Genomic DNA, 22,325 nt, shown 5'->3' on the forward strand with positions numbered 1-22,325 from the left:
GATGACGAAGCCCGACACCAACATTCAGAAACTCGCCGACGCCCTTCGGGTCTCGCTCAAGGAGACCGAGCGGCTGCGCGCCCGCAACCGCAAGCTCGACGCCGCCCTGCGCGAGCCGATCGCGATCGTCGGCATGGCCTGCCGCTACCCGGGCGGCGTCGCCTCGCCCGAGGACCTCTGGCGGCTGGTCGCCGACGGGGTGGACGCCGCCTCGGAGTTCCCGGTGAACCGTGGCTGGGACGCCGAGCGCCTCTACGACCACACCGGCGAGCGGCCGAACAGCGTCTACACCCGCGAGGGCGGGTTCCTGCATGCCGCGGGCGAATTCGACCCGGCGTTCTTCGGGATCAGCCCGAAGGAGGCCGCGACGATGGACCCGCAGCAGTTCCTGCTGCTGGAGACCTCGTGGGAGGCCTTCGAACGGGCCGGGCTCGATCCCGCCGCGCTGCGCGGGAGCAGCACCGGCGTCTACGTCGGCATGATGTATCACGACTATCCGGCCAACGCGAACGCCGGCGCCGTCGCGTCGGGGCGGATCTCCTATGTCCTCGGCCTGGAAGGGCCGTCGGTCACCGTGGACACCGCGTGCTCGTCGTCGCTGGTGGCGATGCACTCGGCCGCCCAGGCCCTGCGGTCGGGCGAGTGCGATCTGGCCCTCGCCGGTGGCGTCGCGGTGATGGCCACCCCCGAGACGTTGATCGAGTTCAGCAGGCAGCGCGGCATCTCCCCGGACGGGCGCTGCAAGGCGTTCGCCGAGGCCGCCGACGGCGTCGGCTGGGCCGAGGGCGCGGGCATGCTGGTGCTGGAGCGGCTGTCGGACGCTCAGCGCCACGGTCATCAGGTGCTCGCGGTGATCGCCGGGTCGGCGGTGAACCAGGACGGCGCCTCCAACGGTCTGACCGCCCCGAACGGTCCCTCGCAGCGGCGGGTCATCCGCCAGGCGCTGACCAACGCGGGCGTCACGGCGAGCGAGGTCGACGTCGTCGAAGCGCACGGCACCGGAACGACGTTGGGCGATCCGATCGAGGCACAGGCGCTGCTGGCGACCTACGGTCAGGACCACGACGCCGACCGCCCGCTGTGGCTGGGCTCGCTGAAATCCAACATCGGGCACTCGCAGGCCGCCGCCGGTGTGGGTGGCGTGATCAAGATGGTCATGGCCATGCGGCACGGTGTGCTGCCCAAGACGCTGCACGTGGATCAGCCCAGCACCAAGGTCGATTGGGCGGCCGGGCACGTGCGGTTGCTGACCGAGGCCGTGCCCTGGCCCGTGCTGGACCGGCCGCGTCGAGCGGGGGTGTCCTCGTTCGGTGTCGCGGGCACCAACGTGCACCTCGTCCTGGAACAGGCTCCGCCTGCGCCGGAGCAGCCCGAACCGGCCCCGGTCCCCGGGGTGCTGCCGTGGGTGCTGTCGGCCCGCAGCGGCGCGGCGCTGGCCGATCAGGCGGCCCGCCTGGCGGCCGTGGCGCCCGCGCTGGATCCGCGCGATGTCGCCTTCTCACTGACCTCGACCCGTGGCGTCTTCGACCACCGCGCCGTGGTCCTCGGCGAGAACAGCGCCGCCCTGCTGGCCGGTGTCCGGGCCCTGGCCGCGGACACCCGGGTTCCCGGCGTGGTGACCGGCCGGGCCGTCCCCGGCACCACCGGCGTGCTGTTCACCGGGCAGGGCTCGCAGTGGGCGGGCATGGCCGACGGACTCCGGGTCTACCCGGTCTTCGCCGAGCACTTCGCCGCGATCGTCACCCGGCTGGAACCGCTGCTGGCCCAACCGGAGTCGCTGCGCGCGGCCCTGCACGACGACACCCTGCTCGACCACACGGTGTTCACCCAGGCCGGTGTCTTCGCGTTCGAGGTGGCGCTGTTCCGGCTGCTCGAATCGTGGGGCCTGCGGGCCGATGTGGTGGCCGGTCACTCGATCGGTGAGGTGGCCGCCGCGCATGTCGCCGGGGTCATGTCGCTCGACGACGCGTGCGTGCTGGTGGCCGCGCGCGCCCGGATGATGCAGGCGGTGCCCCCGGGTGGGGCGATGGTCGCGGTGGGGGCGCCGGAAGCCGACGTGCTGCCCTTGCTGACCGACGGGGTGTCGATCGCGGCGGTCAACGGTCCGGCGTCGGTGGTGCTCTCCGGTGTCGAGGAGGCGGTCCTCGCCGCCAAGGACGCCTGTGCCGAGCGCGGGTGGCGCACGCACCGGCTGCGGATCTCGATCGCGTCGCACTCGGCGCTGATGGATCCGATGCTGGCCGAATTCGGCGCGGTGGTGCAGGGATTGACGTTCTCGCGGCCCACCATCGCGCTGGTGTCGTCGGTGACCGGCGCGCGAGTCACCGACGAGATGTCGGACCCGGCGTACTGGCCCGGCCAGGTCCGGGGCACGGTGCGCTTCGCGGACGCGGTCGCCACCATGTCGGCGCTGGGGGTATCCCGGTTCGCCGAGGTCGGGCCCGACGCGGTGCTGAGCCCGATGGTGTCGCAGACCCTCGACGATGCGGCCGCCGATGCCGAGGCCACGGTGATGGTTCCGTTGGCGCGCAAGGGCCAGGCCGACGCGTCGTCGGTGCTGGCCGGCGTGGCCGCGCTGTTCGTGTCCGGCGCGGAGCTGGCGTGGGCCGGCCCGGTCGCCAGCGGCAGGCGAGTCGACTTGCCCACCTACGCTTTTCAGCACGAGCGGTTCTGGCTCGACGCCAAGCGGGTGATCGCCGAGTCGTGGCTGGGCGCCGATCTCAGCGGCGCCACCTCGGTCGGGCTCGAGATCGCCGAGCACCCGCTGCTCGGTGCCGTGGTGGCCCATCCGGAATCGGGCGCGGTGAGTTTCACCGGCCGCTGGTCGGTGGACTCGATGCGGTGGCTGGCCGACCACAGCGTGTTCGGCGTGATGCTGCTGCCGGGTACCGGCTACGTCGAATTGGCTTGCTATGTGGGCGGTCTGGTCGGCTGCCCGGTGGTGGACGAACTCGTCCTGCACACTCCGCTCACCCTGCCCGCGCAGGGGAGTGTCTCGGTGCAGGTGGTGGTGTCCGACGCCGACGCGGCCGGACGCCGACGCCTGAGTGTGCACTCGCGTCAGATCGCGGGCGGGCCGTGGTCGATCCACGCCGAGGGCGTTCTGGCCCCGGAGGAGTCCGACGTCGATTTCGACCTCATCGCCTGGCCGCCCGCGGGCGCCCAGCCGCTGGTCATCGACGGCGCCTACGACGAACTGCTCGAAGCGGGTTACGAATACGGGCCGTTCTTCCAGGGCTTGCAGGCGGCGTGGCAGCGCGGTGACGAATTGTTCGCCGAGGTCGCGCTGCCCGATCGCCGCGATGCCGACGGGTTCCTGATCCATCCGGCGCTGTTCGACTCGGCGCTGCACGTCGGCATCGTCGAAGCCCGGCGCCGGGGTGAAGTCGCCGCGCCGGAACTGCCGTTCACCTGGAACCGGGTGGTGTCGCACGCGAGCGGCGCGGCGTCGGTGCGGGTGCGCATCGTGCGGGGCACCGGTAGCCACTCGATGCAGGTCGCCGACGAGCACGGCCTGCCGGTGCTGTCGGTGGGCGCCCTGGTCTCGCGGCCGGTGTCGGCCGAACGCCTCGGCGCCGACCAGATCTCGGAGGCCCTGTTCGGCATCGACTGGGTCGGCGTCCCGCTGCCCGCGACCGAGCCGGGTCGGGTGGCTGTGCTCGGCACCGGAAGTGCCGACACGACAGCGGCTTTCGCCGATGTCGACGCCTTGCTCGCCGACCTGGACGCCGCCGAGGATCCGGCGGTTCCCGAGGTCGTGCTGTACGACTGCGCCGACCACGACGGCGCGCCGCCCGCGGCCGTGCGCGCGGCGATCACCGCCGCCCTCGACACGGTGCAGCGCTGGCTGGCGGACCCGCGCCTGGTCGCCGCTCGCCTGGTGGTGCTCACCCGCAATGCCGTCACGATCGGCGCGACCGATCGGGTGAACCTGGCCCAGGCGCCGGTGTGGGGCCTGCTGCGGGCCGCGCAAGCCGAACACCCGGGACGATTCCAGCTGCTCGATCTCGACGGCGACTACGAGCCGTCGGCCGTCGCGGCGGCGAGCGCGGCCGGCGAACCGGAAGCTGCCCTGCGCGGCACCACCCTGCTCGTGCCCAGGATGACCCGCCACGCGCCCGGTGCGGTCGCGCGCCCGATCGAGTCCGGCACGGTGCTGGTCACCGGCGGCACCAGCGGCATCGGCGCGGTGATCGCCCGGCACCTGGTGGCCGTGCACGGTGTCCGCCACCTGCTGCTGACCTCGCGGCGCGGCCGGGACGCGCCCGGTGTCGCCGAGCTGAGCGCCGAACTGGTCGAGCTCGGCGCCCAGGTCACCGTCGCCGCGTGCGACGTGTCCGACCGTGACGCGCTGGCCGCGCTGCTCGCGTCGGTTCCCGCCGAACAGCCGCTGGTGGGCGTGGTGCATTCGGCCGCCACCGCGGACCACGGCGTGATCGAGGCGATGACACCGGAACGGTTCGACCGGGTGTTCCGGCCCAAGGTCGACGCGGCCTGGCACCTGCACGAACTCACCCGCGATCAGCCGCTGTCGCTGTTCGTCCTGCTGGGCTCCGTCGGCGGGCTGGTCCTGACCGCGGGCCAGGCCAACTACGCCGCCGCGAACGTCTTCCTCGACGCGCTGGCGGCCCACCGCCGCGCCGCCGGGCTCCCCGCGACCTCGGTGGACTACGGCCTGTGGGTACGCACCAGCGGGCTGGGCGCGGAGCTGTCCGCGGACGACTTCGACCGGATGCGCAGGCAGGGGTTCCCGCCGCTGTCCGAGGCCGACGGCCTAGCCCTGTTCGACGCGGCCGTCGCGACCGAGACCGCCCAGCTGGTGGCCCTGCGCGTCGACCCGGCCGTGCTGCGGTCCCGGGGCGAGCAGCTGCCCGCCCTGCTCCGCGGCATCGCGCCGATTCCCGTGCGCCGCACCAGCGCCCGCAGCAGCGCGGGCCGCGCCTTCGCGCAGAAACTGGCCGGGCTGTCCGACGCCGACCGGCACAGCACCCTGCTCGCCCTCGTCCAGACGGTGGCGGCCGAGGTCCTCGGGCATGCCACGGCCGAGGCAGTGGAATCGCATCAGGCCTTCCAGCAACTCGGTTTCGACTCACTCGGCGCGGTGGAGTTCCGCAACAAGCTCAACGCGGCGACCGGCCTGCGGCTGCCCGCCACCCTCATCTTCGATCACCCCACCCCGCAGGCGGTCGCCGAGTTCGTCGACTCCCAGCTCTCCGGCACGGTGGCGGAGGTCGCGGTCACCGCGACCAGGACGGTCGACGCCGAGCCGATCGCGGTGGTCGCGATGGGCTGCCGCTACCCGGGTGCGGTCACCTCGCCGGAAGACCTGTGGCGACTGGTCGTCTCGGGCGGCCACGCCACCGGAGGTCTGCCCACCGATCGCGGCTGGGACCTGGACGACATCTACGACCCCGAACCGGGCAAGGCCGGGAAGACCTACACCCGGCAGGGCGGATTCCTCTATTCCGCAGGGGAATTCGACGCCGAATTCTTCGGCATCAGCCCGAACGAGGCGCTGACGATGGACCCGCAGCAGCGCGTGCTGCTCGAGGTGTCCTGGGAGGCGCTCGAGCGGGCCGGGCTGGACCCGGCGGGCCTGCGGGGCAGCGCCACCGGTGTGTTCACCGGCGTGATGTACCACGACTACGCGCAGGGTGCGGGCACCGGTAACAGCGCGGGCGGCAGCCTGGTCTCCGGCCGGGTGTCGTATGTGTTCGGCCTGGAAGGGCCTGCCGTCACGGTGGATACGGCGTGCTCGTCGTCGCTGGTCGCGCTGCATCTGGCCGCGCAGTCGCTGCGGTCGGGGGAGTGCGACCTGGCGCTGGCCGGTGGTGTGGCGGTGATGTCGACACCGGACATGTTCCTCGAGTTCAGCCGTCAGCGCGGGCTGTCGCCGGACGGGCGGTGCCGGTCGTTCGCCGACGGGGCCGACGGGGTCGCCTGGGCCGAAGGCGCCGGCGTACTGGTGCTCGAACGGTTGTCGGACGCGCAGCGCAACGGGCACCAGGTGCTCGGCGTGATCACCGGGTCGGCGGTCAACCAGGACGGTGCCTCGAACGGCTGGACCGCGCCCAACGGCCCGTCGCAGCGCCGGGTCATCCGGCAGGCCCTGGCCAATGCCGGAGTCTCGCCCGTCGAGGTCGACGCGGTCGAAGCGCATGGCACCGGAACGACGTTGGGTGATCCGATCGAGGCGCAGGCCCTGTTGGCGACCTACGGCCAGGATCGCGCCGAGGATCGTCCGCTGTGGTTGGGTTCGCTCAAGTCCAACATCGGTCACGCGCAGGCCGCCGCCGGTGTGGGTGGCGTGATCAAGATGATCATGGCGATGCGGCACGGGGTACTGCCGCAGACGCTGCACGTGGATCGGCCGAGCACGAAGGTCGATTGGTCCGAGGGCCACATTCGGCTGCTGACCGAACCGACACCGTGGCCCGCGCTGGATCGGCCGCGTCGTGCCGGTGTGTCCTCCTTCGGGCTCAGCGGCACCAACGCGCACCTCATCCTCGAGCAGGCACCCGACGCGGCGCAGGCCGCCCCGGTGGAGACCGCTGTCCCGGCCGGTGGCGTGCTGCCGTGGGTGCTGTCGGCGCGCACCGGCGCGGCGCTCGGCGATCAGGCGGTCAATCTGGTCGCCCATGTGGCCGAGCACGATTCGGACGCGGTCGATGTCGGCCTGTCGCTGGTGACGGCACGCGTCGCGTTCGATCATCGGGCCGTGGTACTCGCGTCCGATCGGGCGGGTCTGCTGGCCGGCGCGCAGGCGCTGGGTCGTGCCGACATCCTGCCGGGTGTGGTGACCGGCCGGGCGGTGGCGGGCAAGACGGGTGTGGTGTTCTCCGGCCAGGGTGCGCAGTGGGCGGGCATGGCGGCCGGACTGCGAGCCTTCCCGGTCTTCGCCGAGCAGTTCGACGGGATCGTCGCCCAGCTGGAACCTTCTCTCGGACAGCGGATTCCGCTGAGCGAGGCCATGGACGACGAGTCGCGGATCGACGCGACCGTCTTCGCGCAGGCGGGTCTGTTCGCCTTCGAGGTGGCGTTGTTCCGGCTGCTCGAGTCCTGGGGTGTGCGAATCGATGTGGTGGCCGGTCATTCGATCGGTGAGATCGCGGCCGCGCAGGTGGCCGGGGTGCTGTCGCTCGCTGACGCGTGTGCGTTGGTGGCGGCGCGTGGCCGGTTGATGCAGACGTTGCCCACGGGTGGCGGGATGGTCGCGGTGGGCGCACCGGAAGCCGATGTGCTGCCGTTGCTGGTCGACGGGGTGTCGATCGCGGCGGTGAACGGACCGTCGGCGGTGGTGCTCTCCGGTGTCGACACTGCGGTAGCTGCGGTGGCCGAAGTGTGTGCCGAGCGTGGGTGGCGTACCCATCGGCTGCGGGTCTCGCATGCCTTCCATTCGGCGCTGATGGAGCCGATGCTGGCCGACTTCGCCTCGGTCGTGGAGGGTTTGACCTTCGCCGCGCCGAGTATCGCGCTGGTGTCGACCGTGACCGGCGATCGGGTCGGCGAGGAGATGTCCGATCCGGCGTACTGGGTCGGCCAGGTCCGTGACACGGTGCGCTTCGCCGACGCCGTCGCCACCATGGCCGCGTCGGGGGTGACCCGGTTCGCCGAGGTCGGGCCCGATGCTGTCCTCGTGCCGATGATCACGCAGATCGTCGAGGACGCGTCCGTCGTGGCGACGGCCCGCCGCGGCAGCGCCGACGCCGCGGGCGTGCTGAGCGCGGTCGCCGGGCTGTACGTCGTCGGCGGCGAGGTGGACTGGGCCGCGCTCTACGCCGGTACCGGTGCACGCCGAGTCGACTTGCCCACCTACGCCTTCCAACGGCGCCGTTACTGGCTGACCGAAGGCACGACCGGGACCAGCGCCAAGGCCCTGGGTCTCGTCGCCACCGGGCATCCCCTCGCCTCGGTCGTCGTCTCGCAGCCGGACTCCGACGCGGTGACCCTCACCGGCCGCCTCTCGACCGAATCGCAGCCGTGGATCGCCGATCACCGGGTCATGGACACGGTGCTGTTCCCCGGCACCGGATTCGTCGAACTCGCCCTGCACGCGGGCGATCAGGTCGGCTGCGCGACTCTGGCGGAACTGGCGCTGCGGGCGCCACTGGCGCTGCCGGACTCCGGTGGACTCGCGGTGCGCGTCGTCGTCGACGCGCAGGACCCGGCGGGCCGTCGGGCGGTGCGGATCTTCTCCCGCCCCGACGACGACGCCGACGCGGAGGCCTGGACCCTCAATGCCGAAGGCGTCCTGGCGGCCGACACCGACAGCGCCCCGGCGGAGTTCGCTCAGTGGCCGCCCGCCGGCGCCACCGCGCTCCCCGTCGAGGGCGTCTACGACGCGCTCGACGAGGAGGGCTACCACTACGGCCCGACGTTCCAGGCTCTGCGCGCGGCTTGGCGGGGGGCCGACGGTCTGCTCTACGCCGAGGTCGAGCTGCCCGAGGAGGCCAGGGCCGAGGCCCAGAGCTTCGGCCTGCACCCGGCCCTGCTGGATGCCGCCCTGCACGCCCTGCGGCTGGCCGGCGATGCCACCGTGGCGGGCGGCGAGCTGGCCCTGCCGTTCGAGTGGTCCGGGGTGACCGCGCACGCGAGCGGCGCCGACGCGCTGCGCGTCCGCCTCACCCGGGTCGGCGACCACGGGGTCGCGCTGGATCTGACCGACCCGACCGGCGCGCCCGTCGCGACCGTGCGGCACCTGGCAGCACGGCCGATCGATCCGGCGCAGCTCACCACGGGTGCGTCCGTTGTCTCCTCCGCGCTGTTCCAGGTCGTGTGGTCCCCGATCACGGTGTCCGACGCCGAGATCGGTGCGGTGTCGTGGGCCGACCTCGGCGAGCAGGTGCCTGCCGCGGTCGTGCTCGACAGCCCGAGCGGCAATGATCCCGCCGCTGTGCGCGCCGCCACGCATCAGGTGCTCGCGGTGCTGCGGGACTGGGGCGCCGAGGCGCGCTTCGCCGACGCGGTCCTGGTGGTCCGGACCGTGGGCGCGGTGTCGGTGGCGGGCGAGGACATCACGAACCTCGCCGGCGCCGCGGTCGGTGGCCTGGTGCGCGCAGCCCAGGCCGAGAACCCGGGCCGGATCGTCCTGCTCGACGCCGATTCGGCCGACACCGACGCGTCCCTGGGCGGGATTCTGGACACGGCCGAGCCGCAGGTCGCGCTGCGTGAGGGTGTGATCCACGTCGCCCGGCTCACTCGAATCGCCACTGCGGCACACACTTCGGCGGACGCCGAGCTCTTCGGGGCCGAGGAGACCGTGCTGCTCACCGGTGCCGGCGGTGCGCTGGGCGGGTTGTTCGCCCGGCACCTGGTGGCGCGGCACGGTGTCCGGCGCCTGCTGTTGCTCAGCAGGCGGGGCGAGTCCGGCCCGGGTGCCGCCGAATTGCGCGCGGCGCTCGAGGATTCGGGTGCCGAGGTCGAGTTCGTCGCTTGCGATGTCGCCGACCGCGCGGCGCTGGCCGCCGTGCTCGCCGATATCCCCGCGGCACAGCCCTTGTCCGGCGTCTTCCATCTCGCCGGTGTCCTCGACGACGGTGCGATCGCCGCGCTGACCCCGGACCGCATGGACACCGTCCTGCGCCCCAAGGTCGACGCCGCCGCGCACCTGCACGAGCTCACTGCCGGCCTCCCGCTCAAGGCGTTCGTCCTGTTCAGCTCGGTGGCCGGTGCGTTCGGCAATGCCGGTCAGGGCAACTACGGCGCCGCGAACGCCTTCCTGGACGCGCTCGCCACCCATCGCCGGGCCACCGGTCTGCCCGGTACCTCGGTGGCGTGGGGCATGTGGGACGGCGGCATGGCGGCCGAGCTCGGTGCGGTCGAGCGACAGCGGATGGCTCGCTCGGGCATGCTGGCGATGTCGGACGAGCAGGGCCTGGCCCTGTTCGACGCGGTGGCCGGCACCGAGGTCGCCGCGCCGCTGGTCGCCCGCCTCGATCTGGAGGTGCTGCGCGGTCACGGTCTCGCCCTGCCCGCGCTGTTCTCCGGTCTGATCGCGCAGCGTCGCAAGGCCGTCACCGGCACGGCGACCGCGCTGCGTACCCGGTTGGCGAGCACGCCCGACAGCGAACGGCTGGGCGTGCTGGTCGAGATCGTGCGCGGCCAGGTCGCCGCGATCCTCGGGCACCAGAACATGAACGCGGTCGCGGCCGACAAGGCGTTCAGCGAACTCGGTTTCGACTCGATCACCGCGATCGAGTTCCGCAACGGCCTCAAGGCCGTGACCGGGCTGCCGCTGCCCGCCACCCTCGTCTTCGACTACCCGACCCCACAGGCCCTCGCCCAGTACCTGGCCGAGGAGTTCACCGGAACCGGCCGGGACGTCGTGGTCACCGCCAGCCGGTCGGCCGGTGACGACCCGATCGCCGTGGTCGCGATGAGCTGCCGCTACCCGGGCGGCGTCGCCTCGCCCGAGGACCTGTGGGACCTGGTCACCTCGGGTACCGACACCAGCGGTGACCTGCCCGACGATCGTGGCTGGGACATCGACGGCATCTACGACCCCGTTCCCGGCACGCCCGGCAAGACTTACGCCCGCCGTGGCGGGTTCCTGTACTCGGCGGCCGAGTTCGACGCCGAGTTCTTCGGGATCAGTCCGAACGAGGCCATCGCCATGGACCCGCAGCAGCGTCTGCTGCTGGAGGTGTCGTGGGAGGCGCTGGAACGCGCCGGGGTGAATCCGCCGGAGCTGCGCGGGAGTTCGACCGGTGTGTTCACCGGCGTGATGTACCACGACTACGCGCAGGGCAACGGCGGCAATGTCACCGGCTCGCTGGTGTCGGGCCGGATCGCCTACACCCTGGGGCTGGAAGGCCCTGCGGTGTCGGTGGATACGGCGTGCTCGTCGTCGCTGGTGGCGATGCATCTGGCGGCGCAGTCGCTGCGGTCGGGGGAGTGTGACCTGGCGCTGGCCGGTGGTGTCGCGGTGATGGCGACGCCGGAGACGCTGATCGAGTTCAGCCGTCAGCGCGGGTTGTCCCCGGACGGACGCTGCAAGTCGTTCGCCGAGGCGGCCGACGGTGTGGCCTGGTCCGAGGGCGCGGGCGTGCTGGTGCTGGAGCGGCTGTCCGACGCCCGCCGCAACGGGCACCAGGTGCTGGCGGTGCTCGCGGGTTCGGCGGTGAACCAGGACGGCGCGTCCAACGGCTTGATGGCCCCGAACGGCCCGTCGCAGCGCCGGGTGATCCGGCAGGCGCTGGCCAATGCGGGCGTCTCCCCGGCCGAGGTCGACGCGGTCGAAGCCCATGGCACCGGAACGACGTTGGGTGACCCGATCGAGGCCCAGGCGCTACTGGCGACCTACGGCCAGGATCGGGCCGAGGATCGTCCGCTGTGGCTGGGCTCGTTGAAGTCGAACATCGGCCATGCCCAGGCCGCCGCCGGTGTGGGTGGCGTGATCAAGATGATCATGGCGATGCGCCACGGCGTGCTGCCCCGGACCCTGCACGTGGATCAGCCCTCCACGAAGGTGGATTGGTCCGAGGGCGAGGTGCGGTTGCTGACCGAGTCGGTCGCGTGGCCGCAGGTGGATCGGCCGCGGCGCGCGGGTGTGTCGTCGTTCGGGATCAGCGGGACCAATGCCCACGTCATCGTCGAGGCCGCGCCGGGGGCGCCCGTGCCCGCGGAACCGGTCGCGCCCGTCGGCGGTGTGCTGCCGTGGGTGCTGTCGGCGCGCAGCGACGCGGCGCTCGCGGAGCAGGCGAGCCGCCTGGCATCGCAGGTGACCGGGCGGGACGCGGCGGCGGTGGATATCGGGTTCTCGCTGGTGACCTCGCGCGTCGGATTCGACCATCGCGCCGTGCTGCTGGCCGCCGAGCGGGAAGATCTGCTGGCCGGTGCGGCCGCGCTGGGCCGTGGCGAAGCGTTCGCGGGTGTGGTGACCGGTCGCGTGGTGTCCGGTTCGACGGGTGTGGTGTTCTCCGGCCAGGGTGCGCAGTGGGCGGGCATGGCCGCCGGATTACGCGTCTACCCGGTCTTCGCCGAGCAATTCGATGGAATCGTCGCGCAGCTGGACCCGCTACTGGCGCAGCCGGTTTCGCTCTCGGACGCGCTCGCCGATCCCGATCGGGTCGACGACACGGTGTTCGCGCAGGCGGGGTTGTTCGCGTTCGAGGTGGCGTTGTTCCGGTTGCTCGAATCCTGGGGCGTGCACGCCGATGTGGTGGCCGGTCATTCGATCGGTGAGATCGCCGCCGCGCACGTGGCCGGGGTGCTGTCGCTCGCTGACGCGTGTGCGTTGGTGGCGGCGCGTGGCCGGTTGATGCAGGCGTTGCCCGCGGGTGGGGCGATGGTCGCGGTGGGCGCGCCGGAAGCCGATGTGCTGCCGTTGCTGGTCGACGGGGTGTCGATCGCGGCGGTGAACGGCCCGTCGTCCGTTGTGCTCTCCGGTGTCGACACTGCGGTACGCGCGGTGGTCGAGGCATGCGGTGAGAACGGTTGGCGCGCACACCGTCTGCGAGTCTCGCACGCGTTTCATTCGGCGCTGATGGAGCCGATGCTGGCCGACTTCGCCTCGGTGGTCGAGGGTTTGACTTTCGCGAGCCCGAGCCTGCCGCTGGTGTCGACCGTGACCGGCGATCGGGTCGGCGAGGAGATGTCCGATCCGGCCTACTGGGTCGGCCAGGTCCGCGACACCGTGCGCTTCGCCGACGCGGTCGCCACGATGATCGACGCGGGGGTCACCCGGTTCGCCGAGGTCGGGCCGGACGCCGTGCTCGTGCCGATGATCGGCCAGATCGTCGAGACGTCCACGGAGACCACCACGATGGTGGCCCTGGCCCGCCGCGACCACGCCGACGCGGTCACCCTGTCGGCCGGACTGGCCGGGCTGTACGTGTCCGGTGCCGAGGTCGACTGGGCGGCGATGTTCGCCGGGACCGGCGCGCGCCGCGTCGACCTGCCCACCTATGCCTTCCAGCGTCAACGCTACTGGCTGACCGACAGTTCGCCCGGTGGTGATGCCCGCGCGCTCGGCTTCGTCGCCAGTGCTCATCCGCTGGTATCGGCGGTGGTCGCGCAGCCGGAGACCGACGCCGTCGCGTTGAGCGGACGGCTGTCGACGCGGACCCAGCCCTGGCTGGGCGACCACGCCGTGCTGGACACGGTGCTGTTCCCCGGCACCGGGTTCGTCGAGCTCGCCTTGCAGGCCGGCGCCGAGGTCGGCTGCCCGACCCTGGCGGAGCTGATCCTGCGGGCTCCGCTGACGCTGCCGGACGCCGCGGGTGTCGCGGTGCGCGTCGTCGTCGGTGCCGAGGACGAGCCGGGCCGACGCGCCGTGCGGATCTTCTCGCGTCCCGACGGCGCGACGGCCACGTGGACCGTCAACGCCGAAGGCGTGCTCGCGGCGGACAGCGACACCGTGCCGGTGGATCTCACCCAGTGGCCGCCCGCCGGTGCCACCGTGGTCGACCTCGACGGCGTCTACGACACCCTCGACGGGCAGGGCTACCACTACGGACCGGCCTTCCGTGGGCTGAGCGCGGTCTGGCGCGACAGCGATGCCGTCTACGCCGAGCTCGCGCTGCCCGATCAGGCCCGCGTGGACGCGCAGCGGTTCGGCCTGCACCCGGCCTTGCTCGACGCCGCCCTGCACGCGCTGCGGGTCGCCGGTAATCTCCCTTCCGACGGCACGGGCATCGCGCTGCCGTTCGAATGGTCGGGCGTCACCGTCCACGCGACCGGGGCCGACGCCCTGCGTGTTCGGCTCGTCCGGGTCGGCGCGAGCGGGGTCGCCATCGACCTCGCCGACGCGACCGGCGCGCCGGTCGCGACCGTGCGACACCTGGCCTCCCGGCCGATCGACCTCGCGCAGCTCACCACCGGGACCGACATCACCGCCTCGGCGGTGTTCGGGATCGACTGGACACCGATCACGCTGCCGGACAACGAGATCGCCACGGTCGCGTGGCCGGACCTGGGTGCGCAGGTACCGCCGGCGGTGATCCTGGACTGTCCGGCGGGTGATGACCCGGCCGCCGTCCACGCCGCGACCCGCGACGTCCTCGGCGTGCTCCAGTCCTGGATCACCGAGCCCGCCTACGCGGAATCGGTGCTGATCGTCCGGACCAGCGGCGCGGTCTCGGTGGCGGGCGAGCCCCTCTCGAACCTGGCCGGTGCCGCGATCGGCGGTCTGGTGCGCTCCGCGCAGTCGGAGAACCCGGGCCGGATCATCCTGGTCGACGCCGCCCCGGATGCACTGCTGGACACCGTGATCGGCGGACTGCTGGTCGCCGGTGAACCGCTGGTGGCGGTGCGCGACGGTGCGGTGTACGCCGCGCGCCTCGTCCGGTCCGCCGCCACGGCGGGCGCGTCCGCCGAGGAGACGCTGTTCGGTCCGGACGAGACCGTGCTCGTCACCGGTGCGAGTGGGGCGCTGGGTGGTCTGTTCGCCCGGCACCTGGTCGCCGCGCACGGCGTCCGTCGTCTGCTGCTGGTGAGCAGGCGGGGCGAGACGGGTCCGGAGGCTGCCGAATTGCGTGCGGCGCTGGTGGATTCGGGTGCCGAGGTCGTGTTCGCCGCCTGTGACGTGTCCGATCGCGCGGCGCTGGCGGCCGTGCTCGCCGATATCCCCGCGGCGCGGCCACTGTCCGGCGTGTACCACCTCGCGGGTGTCCTCGACGACGGTGCCATCGGCTCGCTGACCCCGGACCGGCTGTCGACCGTCCTGCGGCCGAAGGTCGACGCGGCCGTGTATCTGCACGAGCTGACCACCGATCTCGCCCTCAAGGCGTTCGTGCTGTTCAGTTCGGTCGCGGGTGCCTTCGGCAACCCCGGCCAGGGCAACTACGCCGCCGCCAATGCCACGCTCGACGCGCTGGCCGCGCGCCGCCGCGCCGTCGGTCTGGCCGCGACATCGCTGGCGTGGGGCATGTGGGACGCCGGCATGGCGGGCGAGCTCGGTGACGTCGACCGACAGCGGATCGCCCGCTCGGGCCTGCTGCCGCTGTCACCGGAACAGGGCTTGGCCCTCTTCGACGCCGCCACCCGGATCGACACGGCCACACTGGTGCTCGCGCGGATGGACCTCGATGCCCTGCGCGGTGCCGGATTCGCCACGCCCGCCTTGTTCACCGGCCTGATTCCGCACCGCCGCAAGGCGGCCTCCGGCGCCGCGACTGCGCTGCGCACCCGGTTGGCGGGCACGCCCGACGGTGAACGTCCGGGTGTGCTCGTGGAGATCGTGCGCGGCCAGGTCGCGACGGTGCTGGGGCATCAGGACCTGAACGCGGTCGCGGCCGACAAGGCGTTCAGCGAACTGGGTTTCGACTCGATCACCGCGATCGAGTTCCGCAACTCGCTCAAGGCGGTGACAGGTCTGCCGCTGCCCGCCACTCTGGTGTTCGACTACCCGACCCCGCAGGCACTGGCCGACTACCTGGCCGCCGAGTTCGCCGGGACCGGTCAGGATGTCGCGGTCACCGCGAGTAGGTCCGCCGACGGTGACCCGATCGCCGTCGTCGGCATGGCGTGCCGCTACCCCGGTGGCGTCGCCTCGCCCGAGGATCTCTGGGACCTGGTCCGTCGCGGTGGGGACGCGATCACGCCGCTGCCCACCGACCGTGGCTGGGACATCGCGGGCCTCTACGATCCGGAACCCGGTCGGGCGGGCAAGTCCTACACCCGCGAGGGCGGCTTCCTGCACACCGCCGCCGACTTCGACGCCGACTTCTTCGGAATCGGCCCCAACGAAGCGACGATGATGGACCCGCAGCAGCGCCAGCTCCTGGAGACGACCTGGGAGGCCCTCGAACGGGCCGGTGTCGATCCCGCTGTGCTGCGCGGGAGTTCGACCGGCGTGTTCACCGGCGTCATGTACCACGACTACGCGCAGGGCAACGGCGGCAATGCCACCGGCAGCCTGGTCTCGGGCCGGATCTCCTACACGCTCGGGTTGGAAGGCCCCGCGGTGTCGGTGGATACGGCGTGCTCGTCGTCGCTGGTGGCCATGCACCTCGCGGCCCAGTCGCTGCGGTCGGGGGAGTGTGACCTGGCGCTGGCCGGTGGTGTGGCCGTCATGGCGACGCCGGAGACGCTGATCGAGTTCAGCCGTCAGCGTGGATTGTCGCCGGACGGGCGGTGTAAATCGTTCGCGGACAGCGCCGATGGTGTCGGCTGGTCCGAGGGCGCGGGTGTGCTCGTGCTGGAGCGGCTCTCCGATGCGCGTCGCCGGGGTCATCAGGTGCTGGCGGTGCTCGCGGGTTCGGCGGTGAATCAGGACGGTGCGTCCAACGGGTTCACCGCGCCGAACGGTCCCTCGCAGCGCCGGGTGATCCGGCAGGCGCTCGCCAATGCGGGGGTGTCGCCGGCCGAGGTCGACGTCGTCGAAGCCCATGGCACCGGAACGACGTTGGGTGATCCGATCGAGGCGCAGGCGTTGCTGGCGACCTACGGTCAGGATCGGGCCGAGGATCGTCCACTGTGGCTCGGCTCGCTGAAATCCAATATCGGTCACGCGCAGGCGGCGGCCGGTGTGGGTGGCGTGATCAAGATGATCATGGCGATGCGGCACGGGGTGCTGCCGCGCAGCCTGCACGCGGATCAGCCCAGTACCAAGGTGGATTGGTCGCAGGGGAACGTGCGGTTGCTGACCGAGGCCGTCGACTGGCCGGACGCGGATCGGCCGCGACGCGCGGGGGTGTCGTCCTTCGGTATCAGTGGCACGAACGCGCATGTCATCGTGGAACAGGCCCCGCCGGTGGCGGATTCGGCTCCGGTGGTGAAGGCCGCTCCGGCCGGTGGCGTCGTACCGTGGGTGGTCTCCGCTCGCGGTGGGGCGGCGCTCGCCGGTCAGGCTGCCCGCCTGGCCGACCATGTGGCCGAGCACGGTCAGGATCCGCTCGACGTCGCGTTCTCGCTGGTCGCCACGCGCGGAGCGTTCGAGCATCGCGCGGTGGTCCTCGCCGACGGACGCGACGGTCTGCTCGCGGGGGCACGGGCGGTAGCCGAGGGTGCTCCCGGTGTGGTGAGCGGCCGGGTGGTCGCGGGATCGACCGGTCTGGTGTTCTCCGGGCAGGGTGCGCAGTGGGCGGGCATGGCCGCCGGACTCCGGGTGTATCCGGTGTTCGCCGAGCATTTCGACGGCATCGTCGATCGCTTGGAACCGCTGCTGGGACAGTCGGTTTCGCTGGGCGAGGCCCTGGCCGACGACGCACTGGTCGATGACACGGTGTTCGCGCAGGCGGGGTTGTTCGCGTTCGAGGTGGCGTTGTTCCGGCTGCTCGAATCCTGGGGCGTGTACGCCGATGTGGTGGCCGGTCATTCGATCGGTGAGATCGCGGCCGCGCAGGTGGCGGGTGTGCTCTCGCTCGCCGACGCGTGTGTGCTCGTCGCCGCGCGTGGCCGGTTGATGCAGGCGTTGCCCGCGGGTGGGGCGATGGTCGCGGTGGGTGCACCGGAAGCCGATGTGCTGCCGTTGTTGACCGCCGGGGTGTCGATCGCGGCGGTCAACGGTCCGTCCTCGGTGGTGCTCTCCGGTGTCGAGGACGCGGTCCTGGCCGTGGTCGCGGTGTGTGCGGAGAACGGCTGGCGGACACACCGGCTGCGGGTGTCGCATGCCTTCCATTCGGCGCTGATGGAGCCGATGCTGGCCGACTTCGCCTCGGTGGTCGAAGGTTTGACCTTCCAGCGGCCCGGCATCCCGCTGGTGTCGACGGTCACCGGAACTCGCGTCGAGCACGAGATGTCCGATCCGGCGTACTGGGTGCGCCAGGTCGCGGCCACGGTGCGCTTCGCCGATGCCGTCACCGCGATGGCGGAGCTGGGGGTGACCCGGTTCGCCGAGGCCGGACCCGACGCCGTCCTGACGCCGATGGTGGCGCAGACCCTGGACACCACCACCGTCCTCCCGCTGACCCGGCGCGACAAGGCCGACCCCACGACCCTGGTGACGGGCCTGGCCCGGCTCCACGTCGCGGGCGGGACCGTCGACTGGGTGCGCTATCTCGACGGAACCGGGGCCACCCGAACGGAGCTGCCCACCTACGACTTCCAGCACCGCCGGTTCTGGGCCACCAGCCCGCTGGGCACCGGCGAGGCCGGCACCCTCGGCCTGCGCGCCACCGAACACCCCATGGTGGGTGCGCTGGTGGCGCAGCCGGAGAGCGGCGGAGTGCGGCTCACCGGCCGCCTGTCCACGGCGACCCATCCGTGGCTGGCCGACCACGACGTGCTCGGTGTAGTGCTGCTGCCCGGCACCGGATTCGTCGAATTGGCCACCTACGCGGCGGAACTCGTCGACTGCCCGGAGCTGGCGGAACTCACGCTGCTGGCGCCGCTCGTCTTCGATGGGCACGCGGGCGCGCACCTGCAGGTCATCGTGGGCGACGGCGACGACAACGGTCATCGCAGGCTCGACATCTACTCGCGCGGCGACGACGACGATCCGTCGATCCCGTGGACCCACCACGCGGAGGGCACCGTGCGCCCCGCCGCGGCGTCCGACGCCACGGCCTGGGCCGACTTCGCGCACTGGCCGCCCGCCGACGCCGCCGAGGTGCGGCTGGACGGCGCCTACGCCGAACTCGCCGACCACGGGTACAACTACGGCCCCGCCTTCCAGGGACTGCGGTCGCTGTGGCGGCGCGGCGAGGACCTCTTCGCCGAGGTCGCCCTGCCCGAACAGACCTCGGCACAGGGCTACGGCGTGCACCCGGCACTGCTCGACGCGGCCATGCACGCGCTGTCCTTCGGGCTGCCGGACGGCGTCGACGAGACCGCCGAGCGGCCAACGCTCGTGCCCTTCGCGTGGTCGTCGGTGCGGGTGCACGCCGAAGGCGCTCGGCGGGTGCGGGTTCGGTTGAGCTGGCTCAACCAGGGCACCGTCACTCTGACGATGGCCGACGCCGCCGGCGCGCCGCTGCTGTCGGTCGGGTCGCTGGCGCTGCGACCGATGTCGGCCGAACTGCTGTCCGCGCCTGCCCGGTCCGCGCGGGACGCGCGGTACGAGATGAGCTGGCGGCCCGGGCCGGCGCTCACCCCGGCCACGGCGTCCTGGGTCGAGTGGGACGCGCAGGCGGCGGCCTCGGTCGTCGTCCACCGGGTAGCGGTCGACGGTGCCGAGACGCCCGACCGGCTGCGGGCCGCGCTGCACGGGACGCTCGGCGTCCTCCAGGACTTCCTGGAGGAACAGCGTTACGCGGCGAGCACGTTGGCGATGGTCACCGACAGCGCGAACGACCCGGCCGCCGCGGCGGTCTGGGGGCTGGTGCGAGCGGCGCAAGCCGAGAACCCCGGCCGGATCGTGCTGGTCGAGGCCGCCGCGGATCAGCCGACGGACCAGCTGGTCGCCGCCGCGCTGACCGGCGAACCCGAAGTGGCTGTGCGGGCGGATGGGACCTGGGTACCGCGGCTCGTCCGCGCGGTCGCGACCACCGACCGCGCGACGCCGTGGGATCCCGACCGCACCGTCCTGATCACCGGTGGCACCGGCGGGATCGGCCGTCTCCTCGCCGAGCACCTGGTGGTGGAACACGGGGTGCGGCACCTGCTGCTGGTCGGCAGGCGCGGTCCGGACGCCGCGCCGGGGCTCGTCGACGAGCTGGCGGCGCTCGGTGCCCAGGCCCGCATCGCCGCCTGCGATGTCGCCGACCGGGACGCCGTGGCCGAGCTGCTCGCCTCGATCCCCGCCGCCCATCCGCTCGGCGCGATCGTCCACGCGGCGGGCACGGCCTACAACGGCCTCGTCGACACCCTGACACCGGAGCAGATCGACGTCTCCCTCGGCGCCAAGGCCGACGCCGCGTGGCACCTGCACGAGCTCACCCGCGATACCGCGCTGTCGGCCTTCGTGCTGATCTCGTCGGTGGCCGGGTCGATCCTGCCCGCGGGCCAGGGCGGCTACGCGGCGGCCAATGTGTTCCTCGACGCGCTCGCCGCGCACCGGCACGGCGCCGGGCTGCCCGCCACCTCGCTCGCCTACGGTCTGTGGGGCATCGATACGGGCATGGCGCAGTGGCTCGGCGAGGCCGACCGGCAGCGGATGCGTCGCCAGGGTCTACCGCCGCTGGCCGCGGACAAGGCGCTCGCCCTGTTCGATGCCGCGGTGGCGGCCGACCGACCGGCGCAGGTGCTGGTCGAGATCGACCCGGCCGTCCTGCGGACCAGGGCGACGGTGCCGCCGGTGCTCGGCGACCTGGTCCGGCGGGCCGGGCGCAGGCCCAGCGGCGGCGCACCCGACGCGGGCGCGGTGCGCGCACAGCTGGCGCACCTGTCCGAGGCCGAGCAGGAACAGTGGCTCCAGAAGCACATTCTCGAGACCGCCGCCCGACTGCTCGGGCACGAGAGCGCCGACGCGCTCGACGCCGAGCGAGACTTCCTCGAGTCCGGCTTCGACTCGCTGGCCGCGATGGAACTGCGCACCACGCTCAACGCTTCCACCGGGCTGACGCTGCCGACCGCCGCGATCTTCGACCAGAAGACACCGGCGGGGCTGGCCCGCTTCCTGCGCGCGGAACTGGCCGCGGTCGCGCGGCCGGGGCAGCGATCGGGCACCGACGAATCGCTGTACGGGATGTTCCGTGGCGCGGTGCAGGGCGGTCGGGCCCGCACCGGCTTCGCCCTGCTGCGGGTCGCCGCGCAGCTGCGGGAGCGGTTCGCCTCGGCGGCGGACCTGGACGAACTCCCGGCGCCGACCCGGCTGGCGGCGGGTTCGGATCTTCCGCGGATCATCTGCATCAACCCGCCGCTGGCCACCGGCGGCGCGCACCAGTACGCCAGGGTCACCGCGCAATTGCGGGCCGGTCGCGAGGTCGTGGTGCTGCCGCCGATCGGCTTCGCGGCCGACGAGCCCCTGCCCGCGACCCCGGAGGCGGCACTGGAGACGCTGGCCTGCGGTGTCCTCGACGCGGCGCAGGGCGAGCCGTTCGTCCTGCTCGGGTACTCCTCGGGTGGGCTGCTGGCCTACCTCGTGACCGAGTACCTGGAGGCGGCGCAGGGTCCGGTGCCCGAGGGCGTCGCGATGATCGACACCTACCGGGTGCACGACGGTGGCGAATGGCTGCTGCGGGAGATGGCCGAGCACATGGTGTCGCGGGAGGCCGAGTTCGGCCGATTCGACAGTGCCCGGCTCTCCGGTATGGGCTGGTACGTCCAGCTGATGCAGGAGATGGTGCCCGGAACGGTCGCCACCCCGGCCCTGCTCATCCAGTGCGCGCAGTCGTTCCTGGCGAGCACGGCGGAGCGGCCGGACTGGCAGGCCAGGGCCTGGGATCCGGCGCACACGGTGGTGCCGGTCGAGGCCGACCACTTCACCGTCCTGGAGAGCGGGTCCGCCGATACCGCCGCCGCCATCGAGGACTGGCTGGGGTCCTGAACCGCGTGGCCGGGTGCGCGAGCGGCGCACCCGGCCACGCGGTTACCGCGACAAGGCGCGGGCGCTGTGCTCGCGGATCAGGCGGCCGATGCCGTCGAGATTCGCGTCGAGGTAGAAGTGGCCGCCGGGAAAGGTCGTCGCGACGAAGTCGCCCGTGGTGTGGGTACCCCACGCCTGGATGTCGGCGAGCTGCGCGTCGGCGTCGCTCACGCCCGCGAGCGCGACGATCGGGCTCGCGACGGTGGTCTCGGGCGGGCACGTGTAGGTCTCGATGGCGCGGTAGTCGTTGCGCGTGATCGACAGGATCAACCGGCGGAACTCGGGATCGGCGAGCAAGGCAGGCGGGGTGCCGCCGAAGTCCAGCAGCTGGGCGGCCAGTTCCCGATCGCCCAGCAGATGCACGGTTCCCGGCTGCGGAGCCGAGGGGGCGCGGCGACCGGAGGCGAACAGCACGCGCGCGGTCGCGCCCGCGCGCTCCAGCCGACGGCATGCCTCGAACGCGACCACCGAACCCATGCTGTGGCCGAAGACGAAGAAGTTCTCGTCGCCGTCGACGGCTTCGATCAGCTCGGGCGCCAACCCGTCGACCAGGCCCGAGATGCTGTCGACGAGCGGTTCCTGCCGCCGGTCCTGGCGACCGGGGTACTGCACGGCGAGCACGTCGTAGTCCGTGCCGAGCGACTTGGCCAGCGGCCCGTACGCGAGGGCGGAACCGCCGGCGTGCGGAAAGCAGACCAGCTTCCGGGATTCCGCGCCCGGGGCGGGGGACAGGCGACGCAGCCAGCGAGTACCCATAGGGCAGAGGGCCTTTCGAGAGAACCGAAGTACGAGCTCCTCGAATGTACCCGGGAGTAACGCCGGTACGCCTGTCGGCGGCGGCGGCCGAACGCGGCGGGGGGGCCCCCCCCCCCGGGGGGGGGGGGGGGGGGGGCCCGGGCGCGGGGGGGGGGGGGGGGGGGCCCCGCCCCCCCGCGCGGGGGGGGGGGGGGGGGGGGGGGGGGGGTTAAAACCACAACGC

Annotated in this window: 2 protein-coding genes; one reads left to right on the forward strand and one right to left on the reverse strand. The window is 72.6% G+C overall.

Annotated elements, in window-relative coordinates:
- Position 1: 1 nt before the first annotated feature.
- Positions 2-21,307, forward strand: a complete 21,306-nt coding sequence (locus ACIO52_RS06390) for an SDR family NAD(P)-dependent oxidoreductase (protein ID WP_402642104.1) — start codon at positions 2-4, stop codon at positions 21,305-21,307.
- Positions 21,308-21,349: 42 nt separating this feature from the next.
- On the opposite strand, the gene ACIO52_RS06395 is transcribed toward ACIO52_RS06390, so the two are convergent.
- Complete coding sequence (locus tag ACIO52_RS06395) at positions 21,350-22,102, reverse strand: alpha/beta fold hydrolase (protein WP_316575827.1); 753 nt, start codon at positions 22,100-22,102, stop codon at positions 21,350-21,352.
- Positions 22,103-22,325: the final 223 nt, after the last annotated feature.

It is taken from the genome of Nocardia sp. NPDC087230 (assembly GCF_044744725.1).
GTDB lineage: Bacteria > Actinomycetota > Actinomycetes > Mycobacteriales > Mycobacteriaceae > Nocardia > Nocardia canadensis.